The following is a 26143-nucleotide window of genomic DNA, read 5'->3' as shown; positions in this document are numbered from 1 at the left end:
CTATGATAGAAAAACAAGAATAGACTCTTGAATAGAACTTGAATGCAAAACTACCTCCAAAATCAACGCAAGAGTCTATCTGTATAGATAAAGATCTTTATGTGCAAGTTCTTTTGCACCAATAAAGATCCTTAGAATCAAACAAATCAGAATGCTTTCAAATCAAATGTGATAGTGTCATTGTTCTTTAAAATCAACGCTTGTGTCCCTTTATCGGTCATTTCGTCATTGACGGTATAGACCCAAAATAGATTGGCTTTTTGATCTTGGCTGATGCCGTTGATCGAGGTGATAAAGCCATCTTTTTCTTTGATCGCAAAGTTTTCTTTCATTACTTCCATCAGCGACTCATTTTCTCGGAACGTTACTTCTTTTGAGGTCACATCTTCTTGATTTTGGATGACGATCGTAGCTGTTCCTTGTTCTTGCTTCAAGGAACTTTGCTGCGTGCTTTCTGACGTTACACTTGCCTGTTGGCATCCTGTAGCGACGAGTAATGTGCTCACTAGCATAAATACGACAAATACTTTTTTCATCTATTTCTTCCTCGCCAATAGTCAAAATACAAATCTTTTTTATCCAATATGCGGATAAGACTTGCTCTATCAATCCTGTATCCTTTTAGAGCCCGCATTTTAATTGGATTTTACAGTTTGTGCAGGTACTACAGCCGCCGATTTCCTCAATGGTTCCTTCATGGCAGATGGGGCAGATTTCACCAGAGACGACGGGTTCATCTACTTGAACGACAGGCAGCGGTTCAACTTGTGCGGTCAGCTCATTTTCTACCGCTTCTAAGGTAAGTACTTGTGAATCTCGGCTGCCATCTACATAGACGGTTCCTCCTTTGGCTCCTCCTTCATAAAGATCTCGATAAACCTTGGCTACTTGGCTTACTGTATATCCTTTTGGTGCATTGACCGTTTTTGAAATGGAGCTATCCACCCAACGTTGAATGGTGCATTGCACACCGACATGTTCTTCGGGCGTCAACTCCATAGCGGAAATGAACCATGCCGGCAACTGCGCTTTGGTTCTTTCAGGATGATCCATCAGGTATTCGTCAACGATCTCCGCATTGATTTCAATAAACTTACCTAGTCGACCGCTTCTAAAATAAGAAAAGGAGTAGTAAGGTTCTAAACCGGTTGAAACTCCCGTCATCGTGCCTGTCGATCCTGTTGGTGCAACGGTCAAAAGATGAGAGTTACGAATGCCGAATCGCAGCACGCCTTCGTGGATGTGCGCTGGCATTTTTTTCATGTATCCTGTATCGACAAATTTCTTCCGCAACGCTTGCGTCTCTTGGTCATTTTTTCCAATCAGGAAGGGAAAGCTGCCTTTTTCTTTCGCCAATTCAATGGATGCCTCATAGGCAGTGACTGCCATTGCCTCGAAAATTTGATCAACGAATTGATTCCCTTCTGCCGATCCGTATTTTTTCCCACAGTAGATCAATAAATCTGCCAAGCCCATGATCCCTAATCCAACACGTCTTTCCCCTTTCGCCTGCTGCTCATTTTTGTCAAAAAAGTAAGGCGTTGCGTCAATAACATTGTCTTGGAAACGAACTGCTGTTTTCACGGTTTCTTTTAGTTTGGCAAAATCAACGGTGCCTTTCTGGCGATCCGCCATGTTTGCGAGATTGATGGCTGCCAAGTTACAGACGGCATAAGGGGTTAGGGGCTGTTCACCGCACGGATTGGTTGCCACGACTTTTTGTCCGTATGCTGTAGCATTCGTCATCTTGTTGGCATTATCGATAAAGAAAATACCAGGCTCAGCAGAATACGTTGCACAAAAAGTAATCAACTCCCATAACTCACGAGCTTTGATCCTTTGATAGGTTTTGACTTTATGACCAGCTGCTGCCCATTCTCGCACATCCCCGACTTCCGCCCATTTTGCATCATATTGCGCCATCTCTGCTTCTGAATAATTATCAATATCTGGAAAGCGCAGCTCATACCACCCATCTGTCTTCACTGCTTCCATGAATTCTCCTGTCAAGCAGACTGAAATATTCGCACCAGTTAAGAAATCACTTTCTTTTACCGTATAGCTGCCACCTATTCGCAATTTTTCTTTTGCCTTTTGGATCATGTCATTATGTTCCTTATCTGACGATTCAGGCAGTTGCGCTAGATAAGTGAACATTCTTTCTTCCATTTTTGTCAAAGGATCAAATTGCAGTTTTTCATTGATCAGTTGTTTGATTGCTGTATTCGTGACTGTTTTTTTCAGATGAAGCAATACAGCAGGATTTTGAACTTTAGAAAGAATAAACGTAAAAATATCTGGATGCCAATCTGCCATCATAATCATCTGCGCTCCGCGACGACTACCTCCTTGTTCGACAAGGTTCGTCAAGTTCGCCAAATCATTCAACCAAGAAACTGCCCCAGAAGACCGACCGCTGACGCCGTGGACCACACTTGATTTTGGTCGCAAGGTCGACCCATTGGTTCCAACCCCACCACCACGACTCATGATTTCCATGACTTCTTGTCGATGGACAGCAATCCCTTTTCGGGAATCATGGATGAAAGGCATCACAAAGCAATTGAAGTAGGTAACTTGAGAATTTGTTCCTGCTCCATAAAGTACTCTGCCTGCGGGAATTAGGTTTTGCGCCACGATTTGTTGGTAAAACGTCTCAAGGAAGCGCTCCTGGTCATGGGACTCGTTGGCAGAAATCCCTTTGGCAACACGATGCGCCACTTGCTCAAAAAAGAGTTCTAACGGTTTTTCAATGTCACTTTTTCTTCTTTTCACAAGTCCACTGGCTTGTTCATCAGTATCTTCTAACGCTGAACGATAGGCCTCTTCCACTTCGATAGAGACTAGTTCCCCATCGATTGCTTTCACAATACCGATTCCTCGTGCAGGATATTTAGGATCAGCTTTCGTTGTCAAAATCACCAAATCATCCTTACCCAACGTTTGATGGGTTTGATCCTTGAATGAGTAACGATCCAACATAATCAAACGAGCGATTCCCTCAAATGTTTTGGTCATTTCCGGTGTGATCGCCGAAACTTCTTGGAACAACTTGATATCCTCGTTCAATTTCTCAATCGTTTGTTTTTTGTAGTCCATTTCTTTCCCTCTCCTTCTAAAAACACAACATATTGTGCTCCGTTTTTATTATCGTACTATATGATGTGTATTTCAATCTTGAATTATATTATTTTCCATGTATAATGAGAATGATTATCAATTAGAAAGTCGGCGATTTTCATGCTTCCTCCCCAATCCAAGGTATTCTCCGTTCAAAGAATTTCTCATTTAGCACTGCTCACCGCAGCGTGTATCGTTGGACGGTTGGTTTTTGTCTTTATCCCTAACGTTCAGCCTATGAGTGCCCTTTTATTTTTAGTGGCTTTTTCTTACTGCTTAACCGATGCGTTGATGATTGCCTTGCTAAGTTTGCTCGGAACAAATATCTATTTAGGCATGGGTCCCTGAACGATCAGTCAATTGGCTGCACTTACCGGCACCATCGTTCTTTTTCAACAGCTTGGAAAAATCCCGATCATCAAGAAAAATCGTATCCTGCAAGCTTTCTTTGCCTTTCTTTGCGGACTTCTTTATGGCTTGATCGTTTCGTTGATGGAGGTTTGGCTTTATCAGTTTCCTTCGTTTCTTGCCTATTACCTTCAAGGACTACTGTTCGATTTCTTTCATGCCAGTGGAAACTTCGTCTTTTATTTGCTTTTATGGCCAGTATTTGAGCGAATAACACCCAACTCCTATAAATTGAAGAAAAAAAACCAGTGATTTCGATGGAATGAAGAATCCGGCTAACTTTGTTTTCGTGTTTCTTTGAAAGAATGTTAGCGTAAAGTTATTGTTAGAAAAACAAAAAAGCTACGACTACTCTTCTGTTTCCTTTGCTTAAAAATCTATCCAAAAAGTACCAGCTAAAAGCCTTTCGAAAGGGTTTCTTTCATCTTTATGCGTCCATTCATTTAAATGAAACGTTCTCTATTTCATCCACGCCCTTGACCGAATGTAGTAGCATTTCTTTCAGATTATTAATGAATGATGATGTTTGCTTTTTCTATCATCAGAAATTTATTATTTTTTTTAAATAACAATTTAATTTTTCTTGACCAAAAGAATTCAGAGGTTTATCCTAACTATGGAAAATCAATGACTGGATAAAAAAGAGCAGCTGAAATTTTTTTATTCAATTTGACCTTTGACATTTGTGAAAAAGTGCATAAGAAACTTGATAGTGATCAAGCGCTTATGGAAAGAAATTTTTTTCTCACTAAATTTCAAAAAACGCTCTATTTTAACCAGTCAGAAAAATCATTTTAAGAAGGAGAAAGCGATGAATGAGAAACAATTACGCTGGTATAATATTGCGCTGATGGCGTTCGTCTCTGTTTGGGGACTGGGAAATGTTGTAAACAATTACGCTCAACAAGGATTGACTGTTGTTGTTTCGTGGCTATTAATTATGGCTCTTTATTTTGTACCCTATGCATTAAGTGTTGGTCAGTTAGGATCGACCTTCAAAGAGTCAAGTGGTGGGGTCTCCTCATGGATCAAAGAAACCTCAACAAAGCGGTTGGCTTTTTTTGCTGCTTGGACTTATTGGGTCGTGCACGTGCCCTATTTGGCACAAAAACCTCAAGGAATCTTAGTGTCCTTGAGTTGGTTATTTAAAGGAAATGGTACATTTGTATCGACGATGGGTTCCATGGAAGTCTCGTTGATTTGTTTAGCTATTTTTCTATTCTTTTTATGGATTGCCTCTAAAGGATTGACGACCTTAAAAATGATTGGGAACATCGCGGGAACAGCCATGTTCGTGATGTCGATTCTTTTTATTCTTTTAGCAGTCACCGCTCCAGCAATGACTGGTGCTGAAATTGCTACACCAAACATGTCATCTGTTTCAACCTATATCCCTAAATTTGACTTTACCTATTTAACCACGATCTCGATGCTGGTATTTGCGGTAGGCGGCTGTGAAAAAATCTCGCCTTACGTAAATAACACAAAAAATCCTGCAAAAGAATTTCCAAAAGGCATGATCTTTTTAGCCGGTATGGTGGCGTTATGTGCCTTGCTCGGCTCGATTGCTATGGGGATGCTTTTTGATGCCAACCATATTCCAGAAGATTTGATGGTCAACGGCGCTTATGAAGCCTTTCAACGACTTGGAAACTTCTACGGAATCGGCAACTTCTTTGTCATTCTTTATTCCATCGCCAATGCGTTGGCGCAAATCTCTGCTTTGGCCTTTTCAATTGATGCCCCATTGAAAATATTACTGTCTGATGCTGATTCAGAATTTGTACCAAATGGCTTAGCAAAACTAAACAAAAAAGGAACACCAGTAAATGGATATATTATGACTGGTATCCTGGTAAGCATTTTGATCATTATTCCAGCACTAGGAATCGGCAATATGACCGAACTGTACCGTTGGTTGCTGAACTTGAATTCAGTTGTCATGCCACTGCGTTACTTATGGGTCTTCTTAGCCTTTATGCTAGTCAACAAACACGCCAATCGCTTTACTTCCGATTATAAATTCGTGAAAAACACCAAAGTTGGCTTTGGGATTGGCTTATGGTGCTTCTTGTTCACGGCCTTTGCCTGCATTTTAGGGATGGTTCCTAAGCTTGATTATGCGGCAGATCCGCAAGCTTGGTTCTTCCAATTGGCCTTAAATATCATTACGCCGATCGCCTTTCTTTTGATTGGCTTGATCTTGCCAATCATTGCGAAACGTGTAAATAAAAAATAATCATTTGCTCAAAAAAAAGGTGTCCGACAACTATTTCGGTTGTCGGGCACCTCTTTCTTTGTAAATGAACTTCTCCGCCGCGTGCGGTATTTGATCCATCCTCTTGCCGAAGCGTTCATTCCTCTTTGTTGTACTCTTTGTTGTACTCTTTGTTGTCCTTTTTGATTCCATACTTGATCCACTGCACCTTATAGCGGAAATCTTTGATCAGCTCTTTTGCGGTCCATTCATTCGAAATAAAATCTGTCAGACTATCCATCACGACCGCCATAATAAAGTAAAGGAAACTGACGGCTTCTTGCGTATCATGGATCGTGAAGCGATTTTCTTCCAACAGCTCCAACCATTGGCGAATCATGGGCGAATCGTCAGGGATCGCATCGCGCTTCGTCCAGGCATTGCTTTGGGTACATAAGTGGATCATTTTCCAATGATCATCTTCAGGTGACCATTGACTGCACCAAGCCAAGTATTCTTCGATCCCTTTGAAAAAATCATTTTTGTTGCGATTGATAAACGTAAAAATCGCAGAATGGATTTGGTTGGAATAGTTGGTGATCGCATAGTCATAGGCATCTTCTAAGTTTTGAAAGTACTTGTAAAACGCCCCTCTAGAAATGTGCGATTTTTCGACGATGGCAGAGACCTTGACTTGACTGATATGCTTGCTAAAAAATTCTTCTAAAAGCACGGCATCGATTTTTTCTTTTTTCTCTTGTTTTAAATGAAAAAATGTTGTACTTGGCAAGGGATTCTCCTCCATCATTCGCAATCTACTCCCTCTATTATAAACAAATCCCTCTACTTTTCCACTCAGACTTGTGCAGTTTCTCTTGATGGGGCGTTTTGTTCGATCAGATTGCCATCTTCCATTCGGAAAATGCGATCACTCCATTGGATCATTCGCTCGTCGTGGGTGACCATAACTGTCGCTTTCTTTTTCTCATGCGCTTCTTTCACTAATAACTTCACGACTTCATACGCATGATCGGTGTCTAAGCTGGCAGTTGGTTCATCCGCTAAAATCAAGCTTGGGTCATTAAACAAGGCCCTGCCGATCGCTACTCGTTGACGTTCCCCACCAGATAAATCGCGGGGAAACTTGTCTTGAAGATCGAGAATATCTAATGAAGCAAGCAATTCATCAATCCGTTCCTTTTCCTTGGCTTTTCCTGAAACTTTGTCGACCAAATAAAATTGTTCCTTTACTGTTAGAAAAGGGATCAAATTCGAGCTTTGCAAGATAAACCCAATCTCTTTAAAACGCAACTTCCCTCGTTGCTTTTCATTTAATTGGGAAAAGTTGACCTGGTTGATGATGATCTCTCCGGCTGTTGGACTTTGTAAGCCGCCAGCGATGGTCAAAAAGGTACTTTTTCCTGAACCAGAAGGACCGATGATACTGACAAACTCCCCTTCTTGAACGTGAAAATTCAGTCCTTTTAGTGCCGTTACTTCGGTATGCTGCTTGCCAAATTTTTTTATAATATCCTTCATTACTAAAATGTCTTTCATCTTTGTTACCCTCCTATTGCCGTTATTGGATCGACTTTTGTGACCGTCCGAATGGAGAATAAGCCGCCTAGAACTGCCACGAGAATCAAGATGCCGCTATAAAGCAGCCATTGCTTTAATTCAAAGAAAAATGGCATGGCATCTGGTAAAAACAAGCTGGTGCCGTATGCCGCCGCAAAGGCTAGGGCTACCCCGATCACTCCTACCATAAATGCTTGCGCAATAATTGATTTGGCAATGAAGCTGGTCCGAATCCCTTGGGCTTTCATCACACCAAAAATCGCTGTTTTTTGTAGGGTGATCACATACATGAAAATCCCCACGATTGCCGTTGCAACAACAAACAAGAAGTAGATCATGGCATTTAAGGTCAAGTTTTGGGCAGAAAATCCGGGAAGCTTTTCAATAAAGTCTTCCGTTGCCAACACTTTGAGCTGGGTTCCTTCCTGGTTATTGACTTTCGGATCACTTGATTTGGTCACAATGATATTGATTGGCTGCTCCTTGTCAGATGCAAATGGTTGATTAGCAAACTTCATTTTCGTCCAAGTATCGAGGGAAGTATAAATCACTGGTGACACCGTATAAGACGTTTCTGGGGTGATCCCAACGACTTTGAAGGTTTCATCTGAGCGTCCGATTTTCACTTGATCCCCGACCTTGATACCTTCTTCTGCTAAGTTTTCTGAAATCGTGATCTCATTTTCTTTTGAAAACAGCTTGCCCTCTAAGACTTCTGGTAACAAGAACGCATCGTCTTGTGTACCAAAAACAGTCACATTGACTTGTTCATCGTTGACCGTAATGACACTGCTGTATAAACCAATTGGGGCTTTTTGTGTCCCTTCTACACGGTCTAAATCCCCTCTCGTCAATTGCGAAGCCGCAAATGTGTCATTCGCATCTTCTGATAAAACGATCGCGGATGAATCCCAGTCGACGATGGCCTTTTTAAAATCCCAGTTAAGTCCGGTAGCTAAGCCAGACAATATAAAAACAACATAGGCGATCAAAAACATGATTCCTACGATCAACCCATATCTTAATTTTGAATAACGCATTTCTTTTATAGCCAGAAACATTGTTCTTTCCTCCTACTTTCCAAATATTGACAAAGTGTCACTTTTTGAAGAATACCACATAAGGTGACACTTTGTCACTTTTTACAACTCGGAAAGTTTGTAAGGTTGATCGATCATTCTTTTTCTGTCATTCACTGAGGATGTTTTTTCCTAAAGGAGTGTGAATAAAGAGAGTTGAATATTGGGCGTTTCGCGTAAAATACGCCATTTCCTTTTAACATTCTTTGCTAGATGAAAAAAAGCATGGCAGACCGTAAATAGTCGAACCATGCTTTGGCAAAAACGAACACGAGGATTTCATTATTGGTGTTCTAGAGATCAGCTGACTTTGCTTTGTCCAATTGTGGAAATTACTGCTCGTAACTGATGACACGAAGTATCAAATTGCCGTTTTTCCTCAGGTGTAAGCGTCAATTCAATAATTTCGCGGACGCCGTTTTGGTCCACGACTGCAGGAACCCCTGTGAATAAATCGTTGATGCCATATTCCCCATTAAGGTAGGAAGATACCGGCAGAATCGCTTGCTCATCATTTAAGATCGCTCGAACGATTCTTGCGACACTCATCCCTATCCCGTAAAAAGTTGCTTGTTTTCGATCGATGATTTCATAGGCAGCATTTTTTACTCGTTCAGAAAGAACCGCTAGATCGGCAACGGTCAAACGATCCTTTTGCTTGATCAATTCTACGATCGGTTTCCCACCGATCGTTGTATGGGACCAGACAGCGACTTCCGAGTCACCGTGTTCCCCAATGATGTACCCATGAATATTCCGTGGATCGATGGCTAATTTTGCCGCCACTTCTTTTCGAAGTCTTGTGGTATCGAGGGTCGTTCCCGTACCAACGACCCGATTGGCTGGCAACCCGGACACACGCCATGCTTGATAAGTTAAGACATCGACTGGGTTTGAAGCGATAACAAGCACGCCATCAAAGCCTGAATCCATCACTTGTTTTGTGACGCTTGCCATAATTTCGGCGTTCACATCAATCAATTCAAGCCGTGTTTGTCCTGGCTTTTGGTTGACCCCTGCGGTAATAACCACGATGCCAGCATCTTTACATTCCGAGTACTCTCCAGCCCAAACTTTGATGTTTTCTTGCCCCCATGACATACCGTCTAACAAATCGAGGGCTTCTCCTTCTGCTTTGTCCCGATTGACATCGATCAAGACCAATTCATTGATCAGTCCTTGATTGATCATGGAATACGCAATGCTCGTTCCAACGAAACCTGTTCCGACAACGACAACTTTTCTGCTTGTACTTTTCATGTGCGATCCCTTCCTTTTCTTTTCAAATACTTGTGCTATTGTTTTGCGTATATTACGTATTTTCTCAAAAAATGTATGTTCTCTTGTGTACTCTTGTGTTTCCTTAATAACTATGACCGGCAATCAGCGCTTTGGCTTGCTGATACAAATGAATTGCATATTTTCCTAACACATAGCTGACAACAATCACGGCAAAGCTGGTTTCAATAATCGTTAAGGCTTGTAGAAACCCAAATATCAGTGGGTGATTCACAAAAAACAGCGCTGATTTGAACATAGCCGTCGCTGAAATCACAAGAGGAAACGTAAATGCCGCATAGCTTGGGTAAAAGCCGACTGCCAGCATGTTTTTCATATAAGCGACGACACAGAAATAAATCGTTTGTGACAATAACAGCATAAAGGCGACAAACCAAGCAGAGCCTTGTTCAAATACGGAAAGGTAACCTGCTAAGCAAAGAGACCCTGGTGCTGTTAAAATCGTGATCAAAGGAACTGCCGCACGTTCCGTCAGCTTCTGATGGACGATTCGTTTTAAAATAATCGGCAAAAGCGCAAAATACAATACCAATGCGATCCAGACGATCACTTCCCCCAGCTCTTTAAAAAAGACAGCAGAAGTATTGGGAATGACGCCAATACCGACAAAGGTAATAAACCAGCTCGGATAAATGTATTCCAGCGAAAGGTCGACAGGCAAAATATGCACGACAACAAAATAGATCATTAAAGCAAAATGTAAGCCGATAGCCCCCCACCAGAGCAGATCATTCACCACTGCATCGGGAATGACCCGTTCAAAAACAGTGGAAATCACCATCAGCGCCATCGTAAAGGTCGGCGCCACAGAAGCAACGATTGGGTTTTGCAACTCTGACATCGTGTGCTTAAATGTAAAGCATACTTTCAGAAGGAAGAGCCCCATGATGAAAATACCAAGGGTGCAAAACGCATTTCCAACCGTCTCCATTCCTTCTGAATACAATAAATTCCCCAAAGACACAGTGCCTAAAATCAAGCCACAAATCGGGATTGGCAATGAATGTAAAAAATGCTGGATCGATGTTTTCATCAACTCATCCTTTCTAAACGTATGAAAATTTCAACTAAATTTGCTTTCTTTTTTCTCTACACTTATACTATAATCACCTGATAACTATTTGTAAAATTGTACTTTTAAATACTAATTATAAATATTATTAATAATAAAGGAGTCCGCAAAATGATTGAATTGCTCAAAACCTTCATTGTTGTTTATGAAACGAGAAACTTTAGTCTTGCCGCCAAACAACTCTATAAAACTCAACCAACGATTTCCTTGCAAATCCAACGCTTAGAGGCCGAACTTGGCTTCAAACTTTTTGAACGTAAAGGAAAACAATTGATTTTACCCACCAGCCAAGCGGAGTTTTTGTATCCTCGTGTGGTCGAGTCTCTCCGCTCATTGTCCACTATTTTTTCGCAAGCCAAAGACACCAAAAATTTTAAAACAGAGTGTGTGCTCGCTTGTTCGAATACGACCGCCGTCTACTTACTGCCCAGCATCATGGCGCAGCTGATTGAAGAATTTCCAACGTTTGCCTTTGAAATCAAAATCATGAATTCTCAAGAAGTAATCGATGCCGTCGAATCAAACAAAGCCCATATTGGGCTGATAGAAAAATCAATCGTTTCGCCATTGATCCAAAAAGAATTCGTTTATCGCGATGAATTGGTGTTAGCAGGCAACCTCGCTTCTGATTTTTGGGTCTTGCGGGAAAACGACTCGGGGATGTACTACATTAACGAAACCTATCTGTACGCACAGCACTTGCATCCGCAAATCATCAAAGCCAATAACAGCGAAGTGATTTTGTCCCTACTAAAACAAAACATCGGCAAATCGATCATCTCGAAACTTTCATTACCAGAAGAGTTGCCTTGGCAGGAACTTGATCCAGAGTACCGCTATCGTGATCTTTTTATCATTCAGAATCGTCAGCGTGCGACGCCGGAGACCGGAGAGATTTATGAGGAGATTAAACGGCTGTTGTTGGAAAGGAATAGAGCTGCTGGTACTGGTGAATCGAGAAGATAACAAAATATCCTTTATACTGATTCTTAAGAAAATTTCTCAGAATCAGTATAAAGGATTTCCATCAGACAACTTCGATTTTTTGCAAAAAAACAAAATACATTTATGCGACGTTAAATACTAAAGAATATCTCGTTTCCATACTTAAATCATACCCACATAGTTCTTTAAAATAGCTTTGATAGTCATTTTCAATGATACGGATAATTTCTTCGCTTGGTAGTTCTTCAAATTTAATCAATTCAACTAATAGGTTTAATTTTGCATCAATTCCCAAAATTCTTGGCAGCACACTCCAAAAATTTTCTTTTGAGATTTCATCAGTTAGTTGGTTTAAACGCCGCAACAAATCAATTAAATAGTCTTTCAAATCTTTTTCTTTTCTTGATGCATTCCTAAATTCTTTTTGATAATAGCTGCTATATTCTTCTTTCATTGTGAATAGCATGATTCATAAGGTCCTCTCTATGTGATTATTTCTTTCTAATGCGTTCCAAAAAATAGTGAACATTTTTTGGAAGCTAATAAAATACATGCCTCTCGATAAAGTAGTTTAATAGGTGAGATAATGTATGAATGATACTCTTGAAACCTCTTCTTTAAAAAAATTTCCAGATGTAATTTATGAAGAAGCGACAATAGCCAATAAAAATCTCCTTCATTATGGGAGTCACTCTTGATCAACAAAAAACGATCAAGATGTAAAAGTGATTTTAAACATGCTATTAACGTCGGATTCATTGAATCCCCCTTGAATCCGAACGAGTTGGAAAGAGAAGATCCCCCAAAGAATACTGATAACCGCCAGTCTACTATTAAACATTTTACTTTTATTTTACATCACTGCCGATACCACTAAGCATTCATTTTGAGCAACTGACGTTCTTCTTTTAATACTTGTAAGACTTTTGATGTTAAGGTTCTATCGAGCATTTTCTCTTCCTGCTTTACTACCTTCATTTCCTTATTGACTCTTTTAGTTACACCTTTCCATAATAAGATTCATTCATCTTTTACTTGCCTCTTTTATTATTACTTATTTCGGTGTGATATATTGAACCAACGAGGAACGAGCTAGATCATTGCCAATCACTCGGTAAGAAATCGTTGTACCACCATAAACGTTTGCTTCGGAAATTAAAATACCATTCGGTCCAACCGCTTCTACAAATGCGACATGACCATACCTGGGATCCGACCCCGCTGTCCCGTGGCTGAAAGAAATCAAGGTTCCGGCTTTGGGGGTTCGACTAACTTGATAACCTAATCTAAGACCAGTAGTTCCCCAATCTCCCCCATTTCCCATGTAATCATCTACACGACCACCTAATTGTGCGACTCGATTAAAGGCATACCAAGTACACTGACCTACAGGATAAGAACCAGAAGTATTATAATCTTTCCCATTATAAGCTGGGAAAGTCATTAACTCCCGATATTCATTTGGAACTTCTTCCAATCCTTTAATGAAGACACCACTTTGTTGTGATTGATCCTCATCGTATTGGGTCAACTCGTAAACAGCAATCAAAGAATTCAATTTCTGATTATAGCTAGTGTCTGTTGCATAGGTTCCGGTTAAAGCATCAGTTGCACGCAAATAGTTTTTTGCTTCTGAGCGCCAGACTGATTTATAAAAAGATGAATCGTGGGAAACGCCTCCGCGGATCAATGCAATATAATCTGTTAACGATTCATCGTAACTTGGATAAACACGAAAAGCATCTTGAATTTCAATCATTTCGCCATTTCCTAAATCCTCTTTGGTAGTCATCACTACTGCACCTTCTCGATAACTTCCTTTAATACCGAAAAGGTTATAATAGGGTGCCTTTGATAAAAGACTACTACCGTTGCCACTTTCTAAAATAGCTTGCGCAATCAAGACTGAAGCAAAGACGTCATACTCTTGCCCTAGTTTCCGAGCTTTTTCACTAATTTGTTTGATAAATTCATGTGTAGCAGTATTAAATTGGAAATCAAGTTGTGCTGGATAATTTTTCACCAACTCTTTACCTACTTCAGTTAACTCTGGTGATTGCGCACGTTTAATCAATAATGAAATGTTTTCTTCATCCCATTCTTCTTGATCGACCTGTTGATAGGACAGCTTCTCAAGATAAACCACTGAAGTCGCTGATTGATTTAAATCAACGTCTTCATTCACTTCATCTTCTTGAGATTCTTGTTCCAATGTTTCTGACATTTCTTGTGTACCAATTGTCCCATAATAATCGTTTCCTAGCCAAATTCCCAATAATTGATTCCCTTCCGCAGTTTCCTTATAGAGAATATCACCAGGCTGTAATGAATTATAGGTTGATTCTTTCATATCAAGATTTTCTAGATTTGTCGCCAGTACTTCGTTATAAAGTTCTTTCAGCCAAGTATCGACTTCTTTACTCTCTAAGTCATCTGCGCCAACCTGTCGAATTGTTTGATACACCAACGCAGCTTGCCAGGAGTGGTCAAAGCTAGCTAATAACGGTAATGTGAAACTCCCTAACGTTGATTCAGCCACTTCACTACTTCTAAATGCATCTGGAAGTTGATTCTCTGCACTATTGAGTAAACCTTCAAAAATAGTATCAATCTCTTGATCTGTAGCAGGTGGTCGAGTCACCGGAGCACTCGGTGGAAATGGATTAGCTCCTGAATCAGAACTTTGATCCTCTTGATTTGTTGAGGAAGTTGGTGCATCGGGCTGCACTGGTGCCTCAGAAGAAGGTGGTACTGTTTGTTCAGCTTCTGGTACTTCAGACGGAATCGTTTCTTCTATTGGGATATCTGGTTGCTGCGATTCTTCAGGTTTGTCTGACTCTTGTTCTTCAGTGTTTTCTTCCCCCAACTCTTCATCTTCCCAATGAGACTCTTCTGGAAAGTCGGTACTTTCATCGGAAGATTCACTTGACTCTTCTATTATTGGAACATAACCACTAGACAATTCGGTTTTGGAGCTGGTACTCATTGCTATATTCGATGTTACATTAGACGCTTGTCGCATACTCGAAACTAACTCTATGTTGGGTTCTTGCAAATCAACATTCGATTGCTTCCTTTCCTTTGAGAAGGTGGATTGGCTTGCGTCTTCTGATTTATCAGAAAGATGATCAGTTAAATTGCTTGCCAACAAAGTTGGTGTGGTAAAACTTTGTGCTGCTAATACACCTAGGCTGATTAGTGTGATACCTATCTTCTTATTTTTCATCTTAATACCTCCTCGCGCTTCATTCTCTCTTTCATTGTTTCTTGCTTTCCTATTTCTATTCAAATAAACGCTTTTTTTAAAATGTTAGATTATTACACAAAAATTTATCTATATTAAATATTCTTTGTTCTTAGTATTTTGCAACAGTTGACCATAAATGACCGATATCCGATAAAAATGGTATGATTATCTTGTTTCTGTTGACTGTTGCAAGAATGCTCTTTCACAAAAATTATTTGTATTCTTCAAAGTCATTAAATTGTAATTTATTATGTGCTAGCTGTTTTACTTTAAATTGCAAATCTTCAAAAAGATTTGTCACTTCGTCTTTTGTTTCATCTACGTCGAATAGAATCTCTTTTGCTCTCTCATGAATAGAACTAACACGTACTTCTGCTAATCGAATCATTTTATTGGCTTCTAACTGTGCTTCTTCGACAGTTCTTTTAGCTTTTCGTTTTGCGAATGCTAATACTTCACCAATTTCCTCTTCGAACTCTTCTTTCTCTTTTTGCAACTTCTCTTTTTCTTTTGTTAATTTACTCAACTCTTTTTTTAATTCTTGAACTTCTTGAATTTCTTCAAGTTCTGTCTCTAGTTCCTGAAGGTCCTGGATTGCTTTTGGAATATCTTTTTTTGTAATAACTAATTCTGCTATTTCTTTCTCAGAAAGCTTATCTTTCAAAGTATCAATCTCATGTTGTTTTTCTTCTAATTTTTCTTCATAGCTTTCTTCAACTTTGTTGATGGTTGCCTTTAACTGCTCTTTCTCGACCTGCCATTCATCATATCTTTTTTGTGTATCAGCAATAACATTGGTTAATTGGCTTTTTAGTTGTTCAATTCGATAATCTTCCGTATTTTCTTTTTCTAATTCTTCACTATTTAAATGATTAGGGCCGTATTGCTCTAATGATTGTGTTAATTCAATTACTTTTTGTGTTGCTTTATTTAGTTCGTGTGTAAGATATTGGTTATCCTTCTTACTAGTTTCGAATTTATTTTTTAACTCCTGATACGCTTCTTTTATTTCTGAATTTTTATTTTGATTTTCAATCTCTTCTAATTTTGTTCTTAACTCTAGGTTTTGTGTATTCAATTCACTTTCAACCATATTTTTTTGACTAACCATTTCTTCTAACTTAGTTGAAAGTTCATTTTTTTCATTTATTGCTTTTTGAAGTTCCTTTTCAGTCGTTTCCTTGACTTCAATAGCCAATCGTAATTGTTCCTTCAAATTACTTCCGTCTTTAGTCTCTTTGTTCTTTGATTCCAAGTCATTTTCAATTTTTTCTTTTTGGCTTGTAATCTCTTTTACTTTAGTTGAAAGTTCGTTTCTCTCTTTTAATGATTTTTGTAATTCCTTTTCAGTCGTTTCGTTTACTTCAAGAGCTAGTCGTAATTGTTCCTTTAAATTATTTCGATCTTCGGTAATCTTTTTTAAATTATTCTCCTGCTGCTTCTGGATTTCTTTTATTGCGCTAAGATCATTATTTATTCTTTGATGGTTTTTCTTACTCATCTCTAGTTCTTGAAGCAAATTGTTCTTCTCAGCTACTAATGTATTGACCTTTTTTTCAAGTTGTTCAGTTCGCTCTTGTTTCTTATTGTTATTCTCCTGAGAGTGCTCTTTGACTAATTTATCGCTTTCTAACTCAGACTCAGTGTCATATAGATCAATAGACTCAACATTTACTTCTTGAATTTCATCTAATAATTTTTTGTAAAAACTTTTTTCTTTCTTAGCCATTCGTTATTACTTCTCCTTTTTGCTCTACTTTTTCTTTGACTTCAGTCTTATTTTCATTTTCTTGCTCCACACTATCATCGCCCTTTTCAAGCAATTCTAGTTCACCAGAATCTGTCCTTAAAAATACTTCATCAGAAATCATAGTTTCTGTATCGCTATCAAAAATTTGAATGTTTGCCTGATTTAAAAAACTTATGTCTTGAACTTCGCTTAAATAAACTTCGATATTTTCCTGTATCTTTGGTAGATCTTGTTGATTATTTACTTCAATATAGATTGACAAAATTAAGTATTGTAAAGGTACATTATTAGTGATGATTGACACAGTACGACCAAAATAGGGCGTAAGATCCCTGCCTATTTTTTCTTCATAAACAAAACGTTCTTCTGGCGTTATCTGTGCAAGGAGATCTTTCCAATCAATCTCAGAAAGACCAATACCTTCTTCCGGATAGCTATAGATTGATAGTTCCAAAAATTTTTCTTGTGCTTTTGATAATTCATCTACTTGTTTTTCTAGTTTCGTTAATTCTCCCGAGACATTTTCTACATACTTCTTATCTTTCATTTGTAATGTTCCTAATGTAATTAGGCTAAGGAGCATTGTGGCAGTCACACCTAAAATAATCCAGATATTTACACTTTGCTGTATTTGCTTAAAAACTATTAATTTTTTTTTTAGCAGCAAATCATTTCCAATTGCTAATTCTGTTTTCTTTAATTGTCGCTCTTTAAAAATCCTCCATGAGATGAGTATTAATAAGGCTATGCTCACGAGAAGCACAGATAAATAGATATACAATTTTTTCACCCTATCTTAATTGAGTTTTTTGGTACACAGTCTGTTCCATTGGAAAAGTAAGTATTAATTTAATTTTTAAGTAGATTCAAAAAAATCATTATGATATTCCACTGTCTCTATCAATTCTCCTTGAATTACTAGTCTTCTTGTTCCTCTGGCATCATCACATGTCACAAGAGTAATCATCTTCCGATCGGGGATATCTTCAATTAAATACGTACTTTCTGGGTTTACGATTTCTTTAAAAGAAACACTGTAGATATAAACTTGTTCCAAGTCTGTTATGTAAATCAAATCATTGATTTCCACATGCTCTAAAGGCCTAAATAATAAGCTTCTACTTTCACTTCTATGACTTGCAAGACTATAGTTTCCCTCTCCCATAACTTGGTCTTGTTTCATAGTTCCTGCTCCAAAACTTAATGTAAAATCTGTTACTCCAAAAAAAATAGGTAAATCAATACCTACACTTGGAATTAAAATTGCGCCCATCGTCCTATCCTTAGCTATTGTTTCGTTATTTTCATCTAGCTGTAATCTGACAATCGAAGACAAACTTGTTAATGAGATTGACTCAAAATCAAAACTGTTTTCTTCAATGGGATCATTTTCTAATTCTGTTAATTTTTCATGATTCTCCTTCACTTGTTCCTTTGTCATATTTTCGATGGAAAACTGTTTTACATTCATATTAATGATTTGATTTTTTAGAGGAACACTAAAAATAGCTATTGCCCCTAAAATTATTAAAAATACTATGAGTATATTGGATATATACTTCTTCAGCGTGTCTTTAGCCATATACATTGACCTCTAAACTATTAATCCTTAAAATTGTTGATAGAACACGAAGAGTGTGTTCTATCAACAATCCAATTTTTATTTCTTTCTATTTTTATTTCTTTTTCTTTTTCTTTCTATTCCACAATCCAAATCCAGCACCTACAGATGCTAAACCACCAACAACTGAGGCTGCAATCGAGGAAGAACCTGTTTGTGGTAATTTGCTACCCGGTTTCTTATTGCCAGAGCCTGAATCGGAATCAGCATCCGCATCTGAATCGGAATCCGCATCTGAATCTGAATCAGAATCGGCGTCCGCATCGGAATCTGCGTCGGCGTCGGCATCGGAATCTGAATCGGCATCTGAATCCGCATCAGCATCGGCGTCCGCATCGGAATCGGAATCAGCATCAGCATCTGAATCGGAATCCGCATCAGCATCGGCATCGGCATCTGAATCGGAATCGGAATCAGCATCAGCATCTGAATCGGAATCGGAATCGGAATCTGAGTCGGCATCAGCATCCGCATCGGCGTCTGAATCAGCATCAGCGTCTGAATCGGAATCTGAATCTGAATCGGAATCTGAGTCGGCGTCCGCATCAGCATCGGCATCAGCATCGGCATCAGCATCGGCATCAGCATCTGAATCGGAATCGGAATCAGCATCCGCATCGGCGTCCGCATCTGAATCGGAATCTGAATCTGAATCTGCATCCGCATCGGAATCCGCATCGGCGTCCGCATCCGCATCGGAATCGGAATCAGCATCGGAATCGGAATCAGCATCAGCATCGGCGTCCGCATCCGCATCGGCATCCGCATCCGCATCAGCATCTGAATCGGAATCGGAATCGGAGTCGGCATCCGCATCTGAATCGGCGTCGGCATCGGCATCGGCATCCGCATCTGAATCGGCGTCCGCATCTGAATCGGAATCTGAATCTGAGTCGGAATCTGAGTCGGAATCCGCATCCGCATCGGCGTCTGAATCAGCATCGGCGTCCGCATCGGAATCTGAATCAGCATCTGCATCTGAATCGGAATCGGAGTCGGCATCCGCATCGGCATCGGCGTCGGCATCGGAATCGGCATCTGAATCGGCATCGGCATCCGCATCTGAATCGGCGTCCGCATCTGAATCGGAATCGGAGTCGGCATCCGCATCTGAATCTGAATCGGAATCTGAGTCGGAATCTGAGTCGGCATCCGCATCAGCATCGGCGTCTGAATCAGCATCAGCGTCTGAATCGGAATCAGCGTCTGAATCGGAATCTGAATCAGCATCAGCATCTGAATCGGAATCTGAGTCGGCGTCCGCATCAGCATCAGCATCCGCATCGGCGTCTGCATCGGAATCGGCATCCGCATCTGAATCGGCGTCCGCATCTGAATCGGAATCTGAGTCGGCATCCGCATCTGAATCTGAATCGGAATCTGAGTCGGAATCGGAATCTGAGTCGGAATCTGAGTCGGAATCTGAGTCGGCATCCGCATCCGCATCGGCGTCTGAATCAGCATCAGCGTCTGAATCGGAATCAGCATCAGCGTCTGAATCGGAATCTGAATCGGAATCAGCATCAGCATCTGAATCGGAATCTGAGTCGGCGTCCGCATCAGCATCGGCGTCTGCATCGGAATCGGAATCGGAATCAGCATCGGAATCGGCGTCCGCATCTGAATCGGAATCTGAATCGGAATCTGAGTCGGAATCTGAGTCGGCATCCGCATCCGCATCGGCGTCGGAATCAGCATCAGCGTCTGAATCGGAATCAGCGTCTGAATCGGAATCTGAATCTGAATCCGCATCAGCATCCGCATCGGCGTCGGAATCTGAGTCGGAATCTGAATCTGCATCCGCATCGGAATCCGCATCGGCGTCCGCATCGGAATCCGCATCCGCATCGGAATCCGCATCCGCATCGGCGTCCGCATCCGCATCGGAATCGGAATCAGCATCCGCATCGGCGTCTGAATCTGAATCGGAATCTGCATCCGCATCGGAATCAGCATCGGAATCTGCATCGGCATCGGCGTCTGAATCGGAATCGGAATCAGCATCAGCATCTGAATCAGCATCCGCATCGGCATCCGCATCAGCGTCGGAATCGGAATCAGCATCCGCATCTGAATCGGAATCGGAATCGGAATCTGCATCGGCATCCGCATCTGAATCGGAATCTGCATCCGCATCGGCATCCGCATCGGCGTCGGCATCTGAATCGGAATCGGAATCTGAATCAGCATCGGCGTCTGAATCAGCATCAGCGTCGGAATCGGAATCGGAATCGGAATCAGCATCTGAATCAGCATCTGAATCTGCATCTGAGTCTGAATCTGAATCCGCATCGGAATCTGAATCTGAATCAGCATCGGCGTCTGAATCTGAATCAGCGTCTGCGTCTGAATCTGCATCCGCATCGGCATCGGAATCGGAATCTGAATCCGCATCCGAATCGGAATCTGAGTCGGCATCCGCATCGGCGTCCGCATCTGAATCTGCATCAGCATCCGCATCGGCATCGGAATCGGCGTCTGAATCGGAATCGGAATCAGCATCCGCATCTGAGTCGGAATCAGCATCTGCATCTGAATCTGAATCTGAGTCGGCATCGGCGTCGGCATCCGCATCGGCGTCCGCATCTGAATCGGCATCCGCATCTGAATCAGCATCCGCATCGGCGTCCGCATCTGAATCGGAATCGGCGTCGGAATCGGAATCGGAATCAGCATCGGCGTCGGCATCTGAATCGGAATCTGAGTCGGCATCAGCGTCGGCATCTGAATCTGAATCTGCATCGGCATCAGCGTCGGAATCTGAATCTGAGTCGGCATCTGCATCTGAGTCTGAATCCGCATCAGCATCGGCGTCGGAATCTGAATCTGCGTCCGCATCTGAATCGGAATCTGCATCTGAATCTGAATCCGCATCGGCATCCGCATCAGCGTCGGAATCTGAATCAGCATCGGAATCGGAATCGGAATCAGCATCAGCATCGGCGTCGGCATCTGAATCGGAATCAGCATCTGAGTCAGTATCAATAGGTTCTTGTATAATTACAGCAACCATATCAGACTGTTTATCATCACGATTTTCCTGATGTCCGTTTACAACAATACTTACTTCATCACCAAGATTGAGCTCAGCATCTAGTGGAATTTCAAATTCACCGCTAGCATTGATTGGTACATTCTTCTCTACAAGTTCACCATTGATATAAACGTCAAGTGAATACGTTCTACCAAATGTATCATCTTGTTCATGACTTCCTGTTATTACATTGTCACCAACATAGATATCATTTAGTTTTGGTTGATTGACTACCCAGTTATTGTAGCCAGTTGTGTCATCGACATTTACTGTTGTCTCAACTGCCTTAGTTCTTATCTGACTCGGATTAGCAACATCCGGTTGTTGTCCGACAACTCTGACTGTTACTTCATCGCCATAAGAAAGATCTAGATTTAATTCATTTACATCATATGCGAATACATAACTTCTACTTGTTACTGGAATATCTTCTTCAGTATTAACGAGACGGCCATTCACCAGTAGTTCTAAGTTATAGCTTCTCTCGTACGCTCTACTCTGAAGTGGAACACTTCCACTAATCAGTTGATCGTCTTCTTTTAATGGATCAACTCTTGCAGCTTGAACTTCCCATTGATCATAGTCATCGATATTTTCAACAATCATCGTAGTTGTTGAGCTTACTTTATCTTCATGCCCATCTTGTTTTCCAATGACATATGCTTCAACAACTGCACCTTCAGGCAACGGCGCTGGTGATCCATCCACGATCCACATTGAAGAGAATTCAAAATCATTTGAGATATTTTCTCTTCTTAGGACTTCCTGCCCTTCAATAGTCAATACTAAATCATACGTTCTTCCCGCTTGACGATTTTGTGGCAAGTTTAACCCAGTAACTAAATACTCACCAGTGTACGCTTGATGAACTATTGGATTACTTACTACCCAATCTTCATAGTCTACAATATCTGTACCTGTGCTATGGTAAGTAATACCAGAATATTTTGTATACCTTTTTCCATTGCGCAATACGTATTGATGAACTCCTTTTACCCTTGCGGTAACGATATCACCCTCTCGCAGAAAACTACCAAAATCGTATTCCCAATTGCCGTCTTCATCCATACCAATTGTATCTCTTGGTACACCATTGACTAATAGTTCAACAAAATAATCGGTATCATGTTCATTAACGAGATCTTGCTTCCCATTTCCATAGAAATTTTGATCGTCAGAAGTTAATAATGTAGTCGTCTCTACCGGGTTCTCTATCCAAGTGTTATAAATCCCCTCAGAAGAAAGTTCCCCGGATATTGTTCCACTACCTCCAATAACAATCCAGTCTGCACTAGTTGTTACACTTCTAACAGAGTAATTATCCTTCCTAATCACCATGTTGTCTCGAGGATTATCTTCTTTCCATCTTGCCAAATCAATCTTTAGATCAATAGCAATATCTACACTACTCAACTGAATTAAATAGTTAGGGGTATAATAGGTGATGGAATGGGTATCAGGATCATACCCCATCGTTTCATAACCTGAGATAATGCCGGTTCTCGCATCCCATACATCTTTAATGTCTTCAGTTACATCACCCCAACCTAAGAAAGTTGACGGTCGAGAAATCGTTCCTGAAATATAGTCTGTATAATTTGGGGTTAAGAAGAATTGATCTGCTAAATCAGGATCTAAATAGATCGTTTGCTTAAATTGAGAAATCAAACCAATGTTTAGCCATGTATTAGATTCACCTGCTGTTGCTATGTGAATCCCGTCCTCATCTGCAGATAATTTATTGAACTTATCTGTGAAGCCAAAGTTAATCCCTATTCGAGGTGCAACTTCTTCATAGCCTCCTGTGCTATCTGTAACGTTTACAGACTCGGCATTTACTTTTGTTTCAGCTACAAACAAGCCGCTTGTAATTACACCAGCAATCATAGCATTGTAAATTAGCTTATTTTTAGCATTTTTTTTCTTAATATTTTTCCTATTCAATGACTGAACGTGATCAAATTGATTTTTCATTTTTTCCTCCCTTTTAGTAATTAATAAGATTTCTATTAATTGCTAAGTTCACATTCAAAATAAATATAAACTTAGCAATTAAGTGAACCTCAATTGCTTTTGAGATAATTCTTATAATTGATTAGTCCACTTAAAAAGTGCTCTGCATCATCTATTCTCATTCTAAAATTATCGTGTCTTGCAAAAAAACCACCAGCAATGATATTTGGTTTTGCCATATACATAGCAACCTCCGGATAAAACACCCCTACGTTCATTTCATGCAACGCTCGCTTATCCATAGTTGGTTTTATATCCTTCGCTTTAGGAAACTTCTCTAACAAATGTGAATATTGTTCACTTGTATCTAAGTGATCAACAAATTTAGCAGCCGCAACTAAAAGTTCTAGCATGGTAGGATAAGCAGTGTCTCGTTTGTTGATAAAATTCAAATTTTCTGTAGCATTTCGAATACCAAACTCATAATATTCCTCTTTAGGTAATAAAGCTGATAGCTCATTAACGGCATAGCTTATCCAATGGTCATGGTATTTATAATATTTTTTTTCTACTAATTTTTTCAAAATTGATTCCGCTAATGATAAAGTGGTATCATCTGGAATTTGCTTATACGCTCTAGCGAGACCGAATAGTACTTCGCCATCGTAATAAACTGTCCGGAAAGCCTCTTTTACTTCTAACTTTTCGTTTAGAACGTGAATTGTATCTCCATCTTGAATAAAATATTCTTTGATCATTTTCACCGTATTGATAAGAATTTCTTCATACTGTAAATCACCAGTTATTTCTTGATACTTTGAAAATGCTAACAGCACCATCGCATTGCTTCCAAGTTTGTATTCAAAGGCGTCGATTCTTCGATCGATAATATCTTTGAAAAGCAAGTGTCCTTCAATATCAGTCGTTAGGTTTTGAATCCCCCAGTCAAGCCCACTCTTAATTTTCGGAAGATCTTCTTCATAGTTTTCTAAGTCTTCGACTGCTTCTAACCACGCATACAAAGTGGAAAAATGTCTTACCGTATTGTAGTTGATTAGCGTTTTATTAAACTGAGGAAAATAGCCATATATGAATTTTCCTGAATCAAGTATTTGATCGCTTAAATATTTGCGCCCATCTTTAATCACTCTTTCTAAATCAGATACAATATTTTTCTTCAAATGCTGTCTCACATTGATCCCCGGTCCACGATACTGAAGCTCATAGAGTTCCGAGCCTTCATTCACCATTATTCCTCTCGTTCTAAAAATGGTGATAGCCTTGAGGGGATCGGGTAAAATAATAGGTTTCTTATATTTCCGGAAAAGATATTTGCTCAGATTTACATGATTGAAAGATAAATTTGGTTTATTTTTCCCAATTTTATGCTCTCTATCCGGTTGGAAAATCATATTCCCATTAATTTCTTCTTCCAGCAAAGAAATACGTAATTCCTCATCAAAAGCGATCCCATATCGAAAATAGTTGTTTCTTGGTGTTTCTTTTAGCATTTCGTCAAATTTTTGATAAGGAATTTTCTTTGAGTAGATGACAACATCAAATTTGAGATACTTGACCATACTCAAATTATTTCTTTCAAAAAATCTTTGAACCTTAATCCATGTTCTATCAAAATCCTTCGAGCAGAAAGACTTTACTTCTGCCCTACTTTGACCAGTTGACCACGAAATGTAGATGACCGTTTGACCTTGCATATTACTTTTTTCATAATAGCTACTAAGTTTTGCTTTAATTTGAACTAACTTTGAGTGCTTTAACATTGAACAACTCTCCAATTTAATCAGTTTGACCAGTTTTTGAGATAAATCTTCCATTCATTGCGTTAAATTTTTACCCATTGCTATGATTTCAATGAATGCTCATGACTGTTTATACATGTAGTGAGATAGCTAACTATTTGATGTACTCATCCCCCTTTTTCTTTTCCTTGAACCATTTTTCTTAAGGAGCGTCATTGAAAAATAAGGTTTTGGTTCGAAAGCTAAGATGACATGCTACGTTCTTTTCTATAGATCCTAAAATTTTATTACTTACCTGCTTCGCTTTTATAAAATAAAAAAGGATGTTTACCGCAAATAGTGAATATTTCCACGATCGAAAACAATGAATTTGATCGCTAATTAAAAGTATTGAAATTACGCATCCTCATTACACATATAAGGTTACACAGGGTAGTGAAGAAATTAAAATCTAAATTTTCATAGCATATTGCACTTTTCAGAAACGCAGATAAAAAGATGATTTTTTTAGCGTTAATATAACAAATAATAACCATATGTCTTTTTTGAAAACTTCGCTAAAAATTGGAATAAGAAGAAAACCCATTATGGTTCGATAACGTTTCCATCTACATAATCTTTTGTTAATTTTAATAAAAAGAAAGAATATTTCGCTTTGTATCGGTATATAAGCTTAATATAAATTAGCCATCAAAATCTTCATTATATAAACTTATTACTATATAATTTGCCTACTTTTATTTAAAACTTCCTAATACGATTCATGTAATAAGAGAAATATCCCTTCCATATATAACAAATGAACCCTTCAAATATTTCAACTCAATCAATGAGGCAAACCAAAAAAATACGTAGAAAAGAACTCACGTCCTTTTCTACGCAATCGTAACTGCTACTCGCTAGCTAATAATTTTTATGTTCTCACTTTACCAGTAACGGATTCCATTTTGACCATCTCATCGATTAATCGGTAATTATTATGAGATTTAATGAGCATGACTCATCATTAATTTCCCTCGTGAATCCCCATAGAAACATCACAATACCTTAATATGACGAGTTTTAAAATAATCATAGTGC

At 39.5% G+C, this 26143-nt stretch carries 16 protein-coding genes and 1 pseudogene; 3 read left to right on the top strand and 14 right to left on the bottom strand.

What is annotated here, in order from left to right; translation table 11 throughout:
- Positions 1 to 146: 146 nt before the first annotated feature.
- On the bottom strand, positions 147 to 536 hold the full coding sequence (locus IGK63_RS03745; RefSeq protein WP_016613764.1) for a DUF4430 domain-containing protein: 390 nt from the start codon (positions 534 to 536) through the stop codon (positions 147 to 149).
- 85 nt (positions 537 to 621) lie between these two features.
- The gene (locus tag IGK63_RS03740) at positions 622 to 3099 is read right to left on the bottom strand and encodes a vitamin B12-dependent ribonucleotide reductase (RefSeq protein ID WP_016613763.1); all 2478 of its coding nucleotides are present in this window, start codon (positions 3097 to 3099) and stop codon (positions 622 to 624) included.
- 141 nt (positions 3100 to 3240) lie between these two features.
- Between IGK63_RS03740 and IGK63_RS03735 the strand changes: the two are divergent.
- Positions 3241 to 3780: pseudogene (locus IGK63_RS03735) on the top strand (hypothetical protein).
- Between the two features lie 559 nt (positions 3781 to 4339).
- The gene (locus tag IGK63_RS03730; protein ID WP_005225272.1) at positions 4340 to 5767 is read left to right on the top strand and encodes an APC family permease; all 1428 of its coding nucleotides are present in this window, start codon (positions 4340 to 4342) and stop codon (positions 5765 to 5767) included.
- A gap of 115 nt (positions 5768 to 5882) precedes the next feature.
- On the opposite strand, the gene IGK63_RS03725 is transcribed toward IGK63_RS03730, so the two are convergent.
- The 5 genes from IGK63_RS03725 to IGK63_RS03705 all read right to left on the bottom strand — a co-directional run bounded on the left by IGK63_RS03725 (position 5883) and on the right by IGK63_RS03705 (position 10714).
- Positions 5883 to 6533 carry a TetR/AcrR family transcriptional regulator gene (locus tag IGK63_RS03725; protein ID WP_429972438.1) on the bottom strand — a complete coding sequence of 217 codons (651 nt, stop codon included), beginning with the start codon at positions 6531 to 6533 and terminating at the stop codon, positions 5883 to 5885.
- 47 nt (positions 6534 to 6580) lie between these two features.
- Positions 6581 to 7282 (bottom strand): ABC transporter ATP-binding protein, encoded by a 702-nt coding sequence (locus IGK63_RS03720; RefSeq protein ID WP_008377215.1) that lies wholly within the window; start codon positions 7280 to 7282, stop codon positions 6581 to 6583.
- A gap of 5 nt (positions 7283 to 7287) precedes the next feature.
- A complete protein-coding gene (locus IGK63_RS03715) occupies positions 7288 to 8364 on the bottom strand; it encodes an ABC transporter permease (RefSeq protein ID WP_016613760.1) in 1077 nt (358 codons plus the stop codon).
- A gap of 318 nt (positions 8365 to 8682) precedes the next feature.
- Positions 8683 to 9642 (bottom strand): L-lactate dehydrogenase, encoded by a 960-nt coding sequence (locus IGK63_RS03710; RefSeq protein WP_008377211.1) that lies wholly within the window; start codon positions 9640 to 9642, stop codon positions 8683 to 8685.
- Between the two features lie 103 nt (positions 9643 to 9745).
- Positions 9746 to 10714, bottom strand: coding sequence for a TDT family transporter (locus IGK63_RS03705; protein WP_008377209.1), 969 nt, complete (start codon positions 10712 to 10714; stop codon positions 9746 to 9748).
- A 150-nt stretch (positions 10715 to 10864) separates the two neighbouring features.
- On the opposite strand from IGK63_RS03705, the gene IGK63_RS03700 reads away from it, so the two are divergent.
- Entirely contained in the window at positions 10865 to 11719 is an 855-nt protein-coding gene (locus IGK63_RS03700; protein WP_008377207.1) for a LysR family transcriptional regulator, read from the top strand.
- Positions 11720 to 11819: 100 nt separating this feature from the next.
- Here the strand turns inward: IGK63_RS03700 and IGK63_RS03695 are convergent, their stop codons facing one another.
- The 7 genes from IGK63_RS03695 to IGK63_RS03665 all read right to left on the bottom strand — a co-directional run bounded on the left by IGK63_RS03695 (position 11820) and on the right by IGK63_RS03665 (position 25084).
- Entirely contained in the window at positions 11820 to 12164 is a 345-nt protein-coding gene (locus IGK63_RS03695) for a DUF7006 family protein (protein ID WP_005237412.1), read from the bottom strand.
- 588 nt (positions 12165 to 12752) lie between these two features.
- Positions 12753 to 14987 carry a glucosaminidase domain-containing protein gene (locus IGK63_RS03690; protein ID WP_016613757.1) on the bottom strand — a complete coding sequence of 745 codons (2235 nt, stop codon included), beginning with the start codon at positions 14985 to 14987 and terminating at the stop codon, positions 12753 to 12755.
- Between the two features lie 169 nt (positions 14988 to 15156).
- Entirely contained in the window at positions 15157 to 16674 is a 1518-nt protein-coding gene (locus tag IGK63_RS03685) for a hypothetical protein (protein WP_008377200.1), read from the bottom strand.
- Positions 16667 to 17485 carry a hypothetical protein gene (locus IGK63_RS03680; RefSeq protein ID WP_016613756.1) on the bottom strand — a complete coding sequence of 273 codons (819 nt, stop codon included), beginning with the start codon at positions 17483 to 17485 and terminating at the stop codon, positions 16667 to 16669. Before IGK63_RS03680 ends, IGK63_RS03685 begins: the two co-directional genes overlap by 8 nt.
- 66 nt (positions 17486 to 17551) lie before the next feature.
- A complete protein-coding gene (locus IGK63_RS03675; protein ID WP_225869262.1) occupies positions 17552 to 18277 on the bottom strand; it encodes a class A sortase in 726 nt (241 codons plus the stop codon).
- A gap of 94 nt (positions 18278 to 18371) precedes the next feature.
- Positions 18372 to 23324 carry an LPXTG cell wall anchor domain-containing protein gene (locus IGK63_RS03670; protein ID WP_429972437.1) on the bottom strand — a complete coding sequence of 1651 codons (4953 nt, stop codon included), beginning with the start codon at positions 23322 to 23324 and terminating at the stop codon, positions 18372 to 18374.
- 89 nt (positions 23325 to 23413) lie between these two features.
- Positions 23414 to 25084 (bottom strand): poly alpha-glucosyltransferase, encoded by a 1671-nt coding sequence (locus tag IGK63_RS03665; protein ID WP_422708615.1) that lies wholly within the window; start codon positions 25082 to 25084, stop codon positions 23414 to 23416.
- Between the last annotated feature and the right edge of the window lie 1059 nt (positions 25085 to 26143).

Origin of the sequence: Enterococcus sp. AZ040, from assembly GCF_050499185.1 — a bacterium.
Taxonomy (GTDB): domain Bacteria; phylum Bacillota; class Bacilli; order Lactobacillales; family Enterococcaceae; genus Enterococcus_D; species Enterococcus_D entomosocium.
Note: the sequence above shows the minus strand (reverse complement) of the source record. Positions and strands in the feature narration are given on the sequence as shown.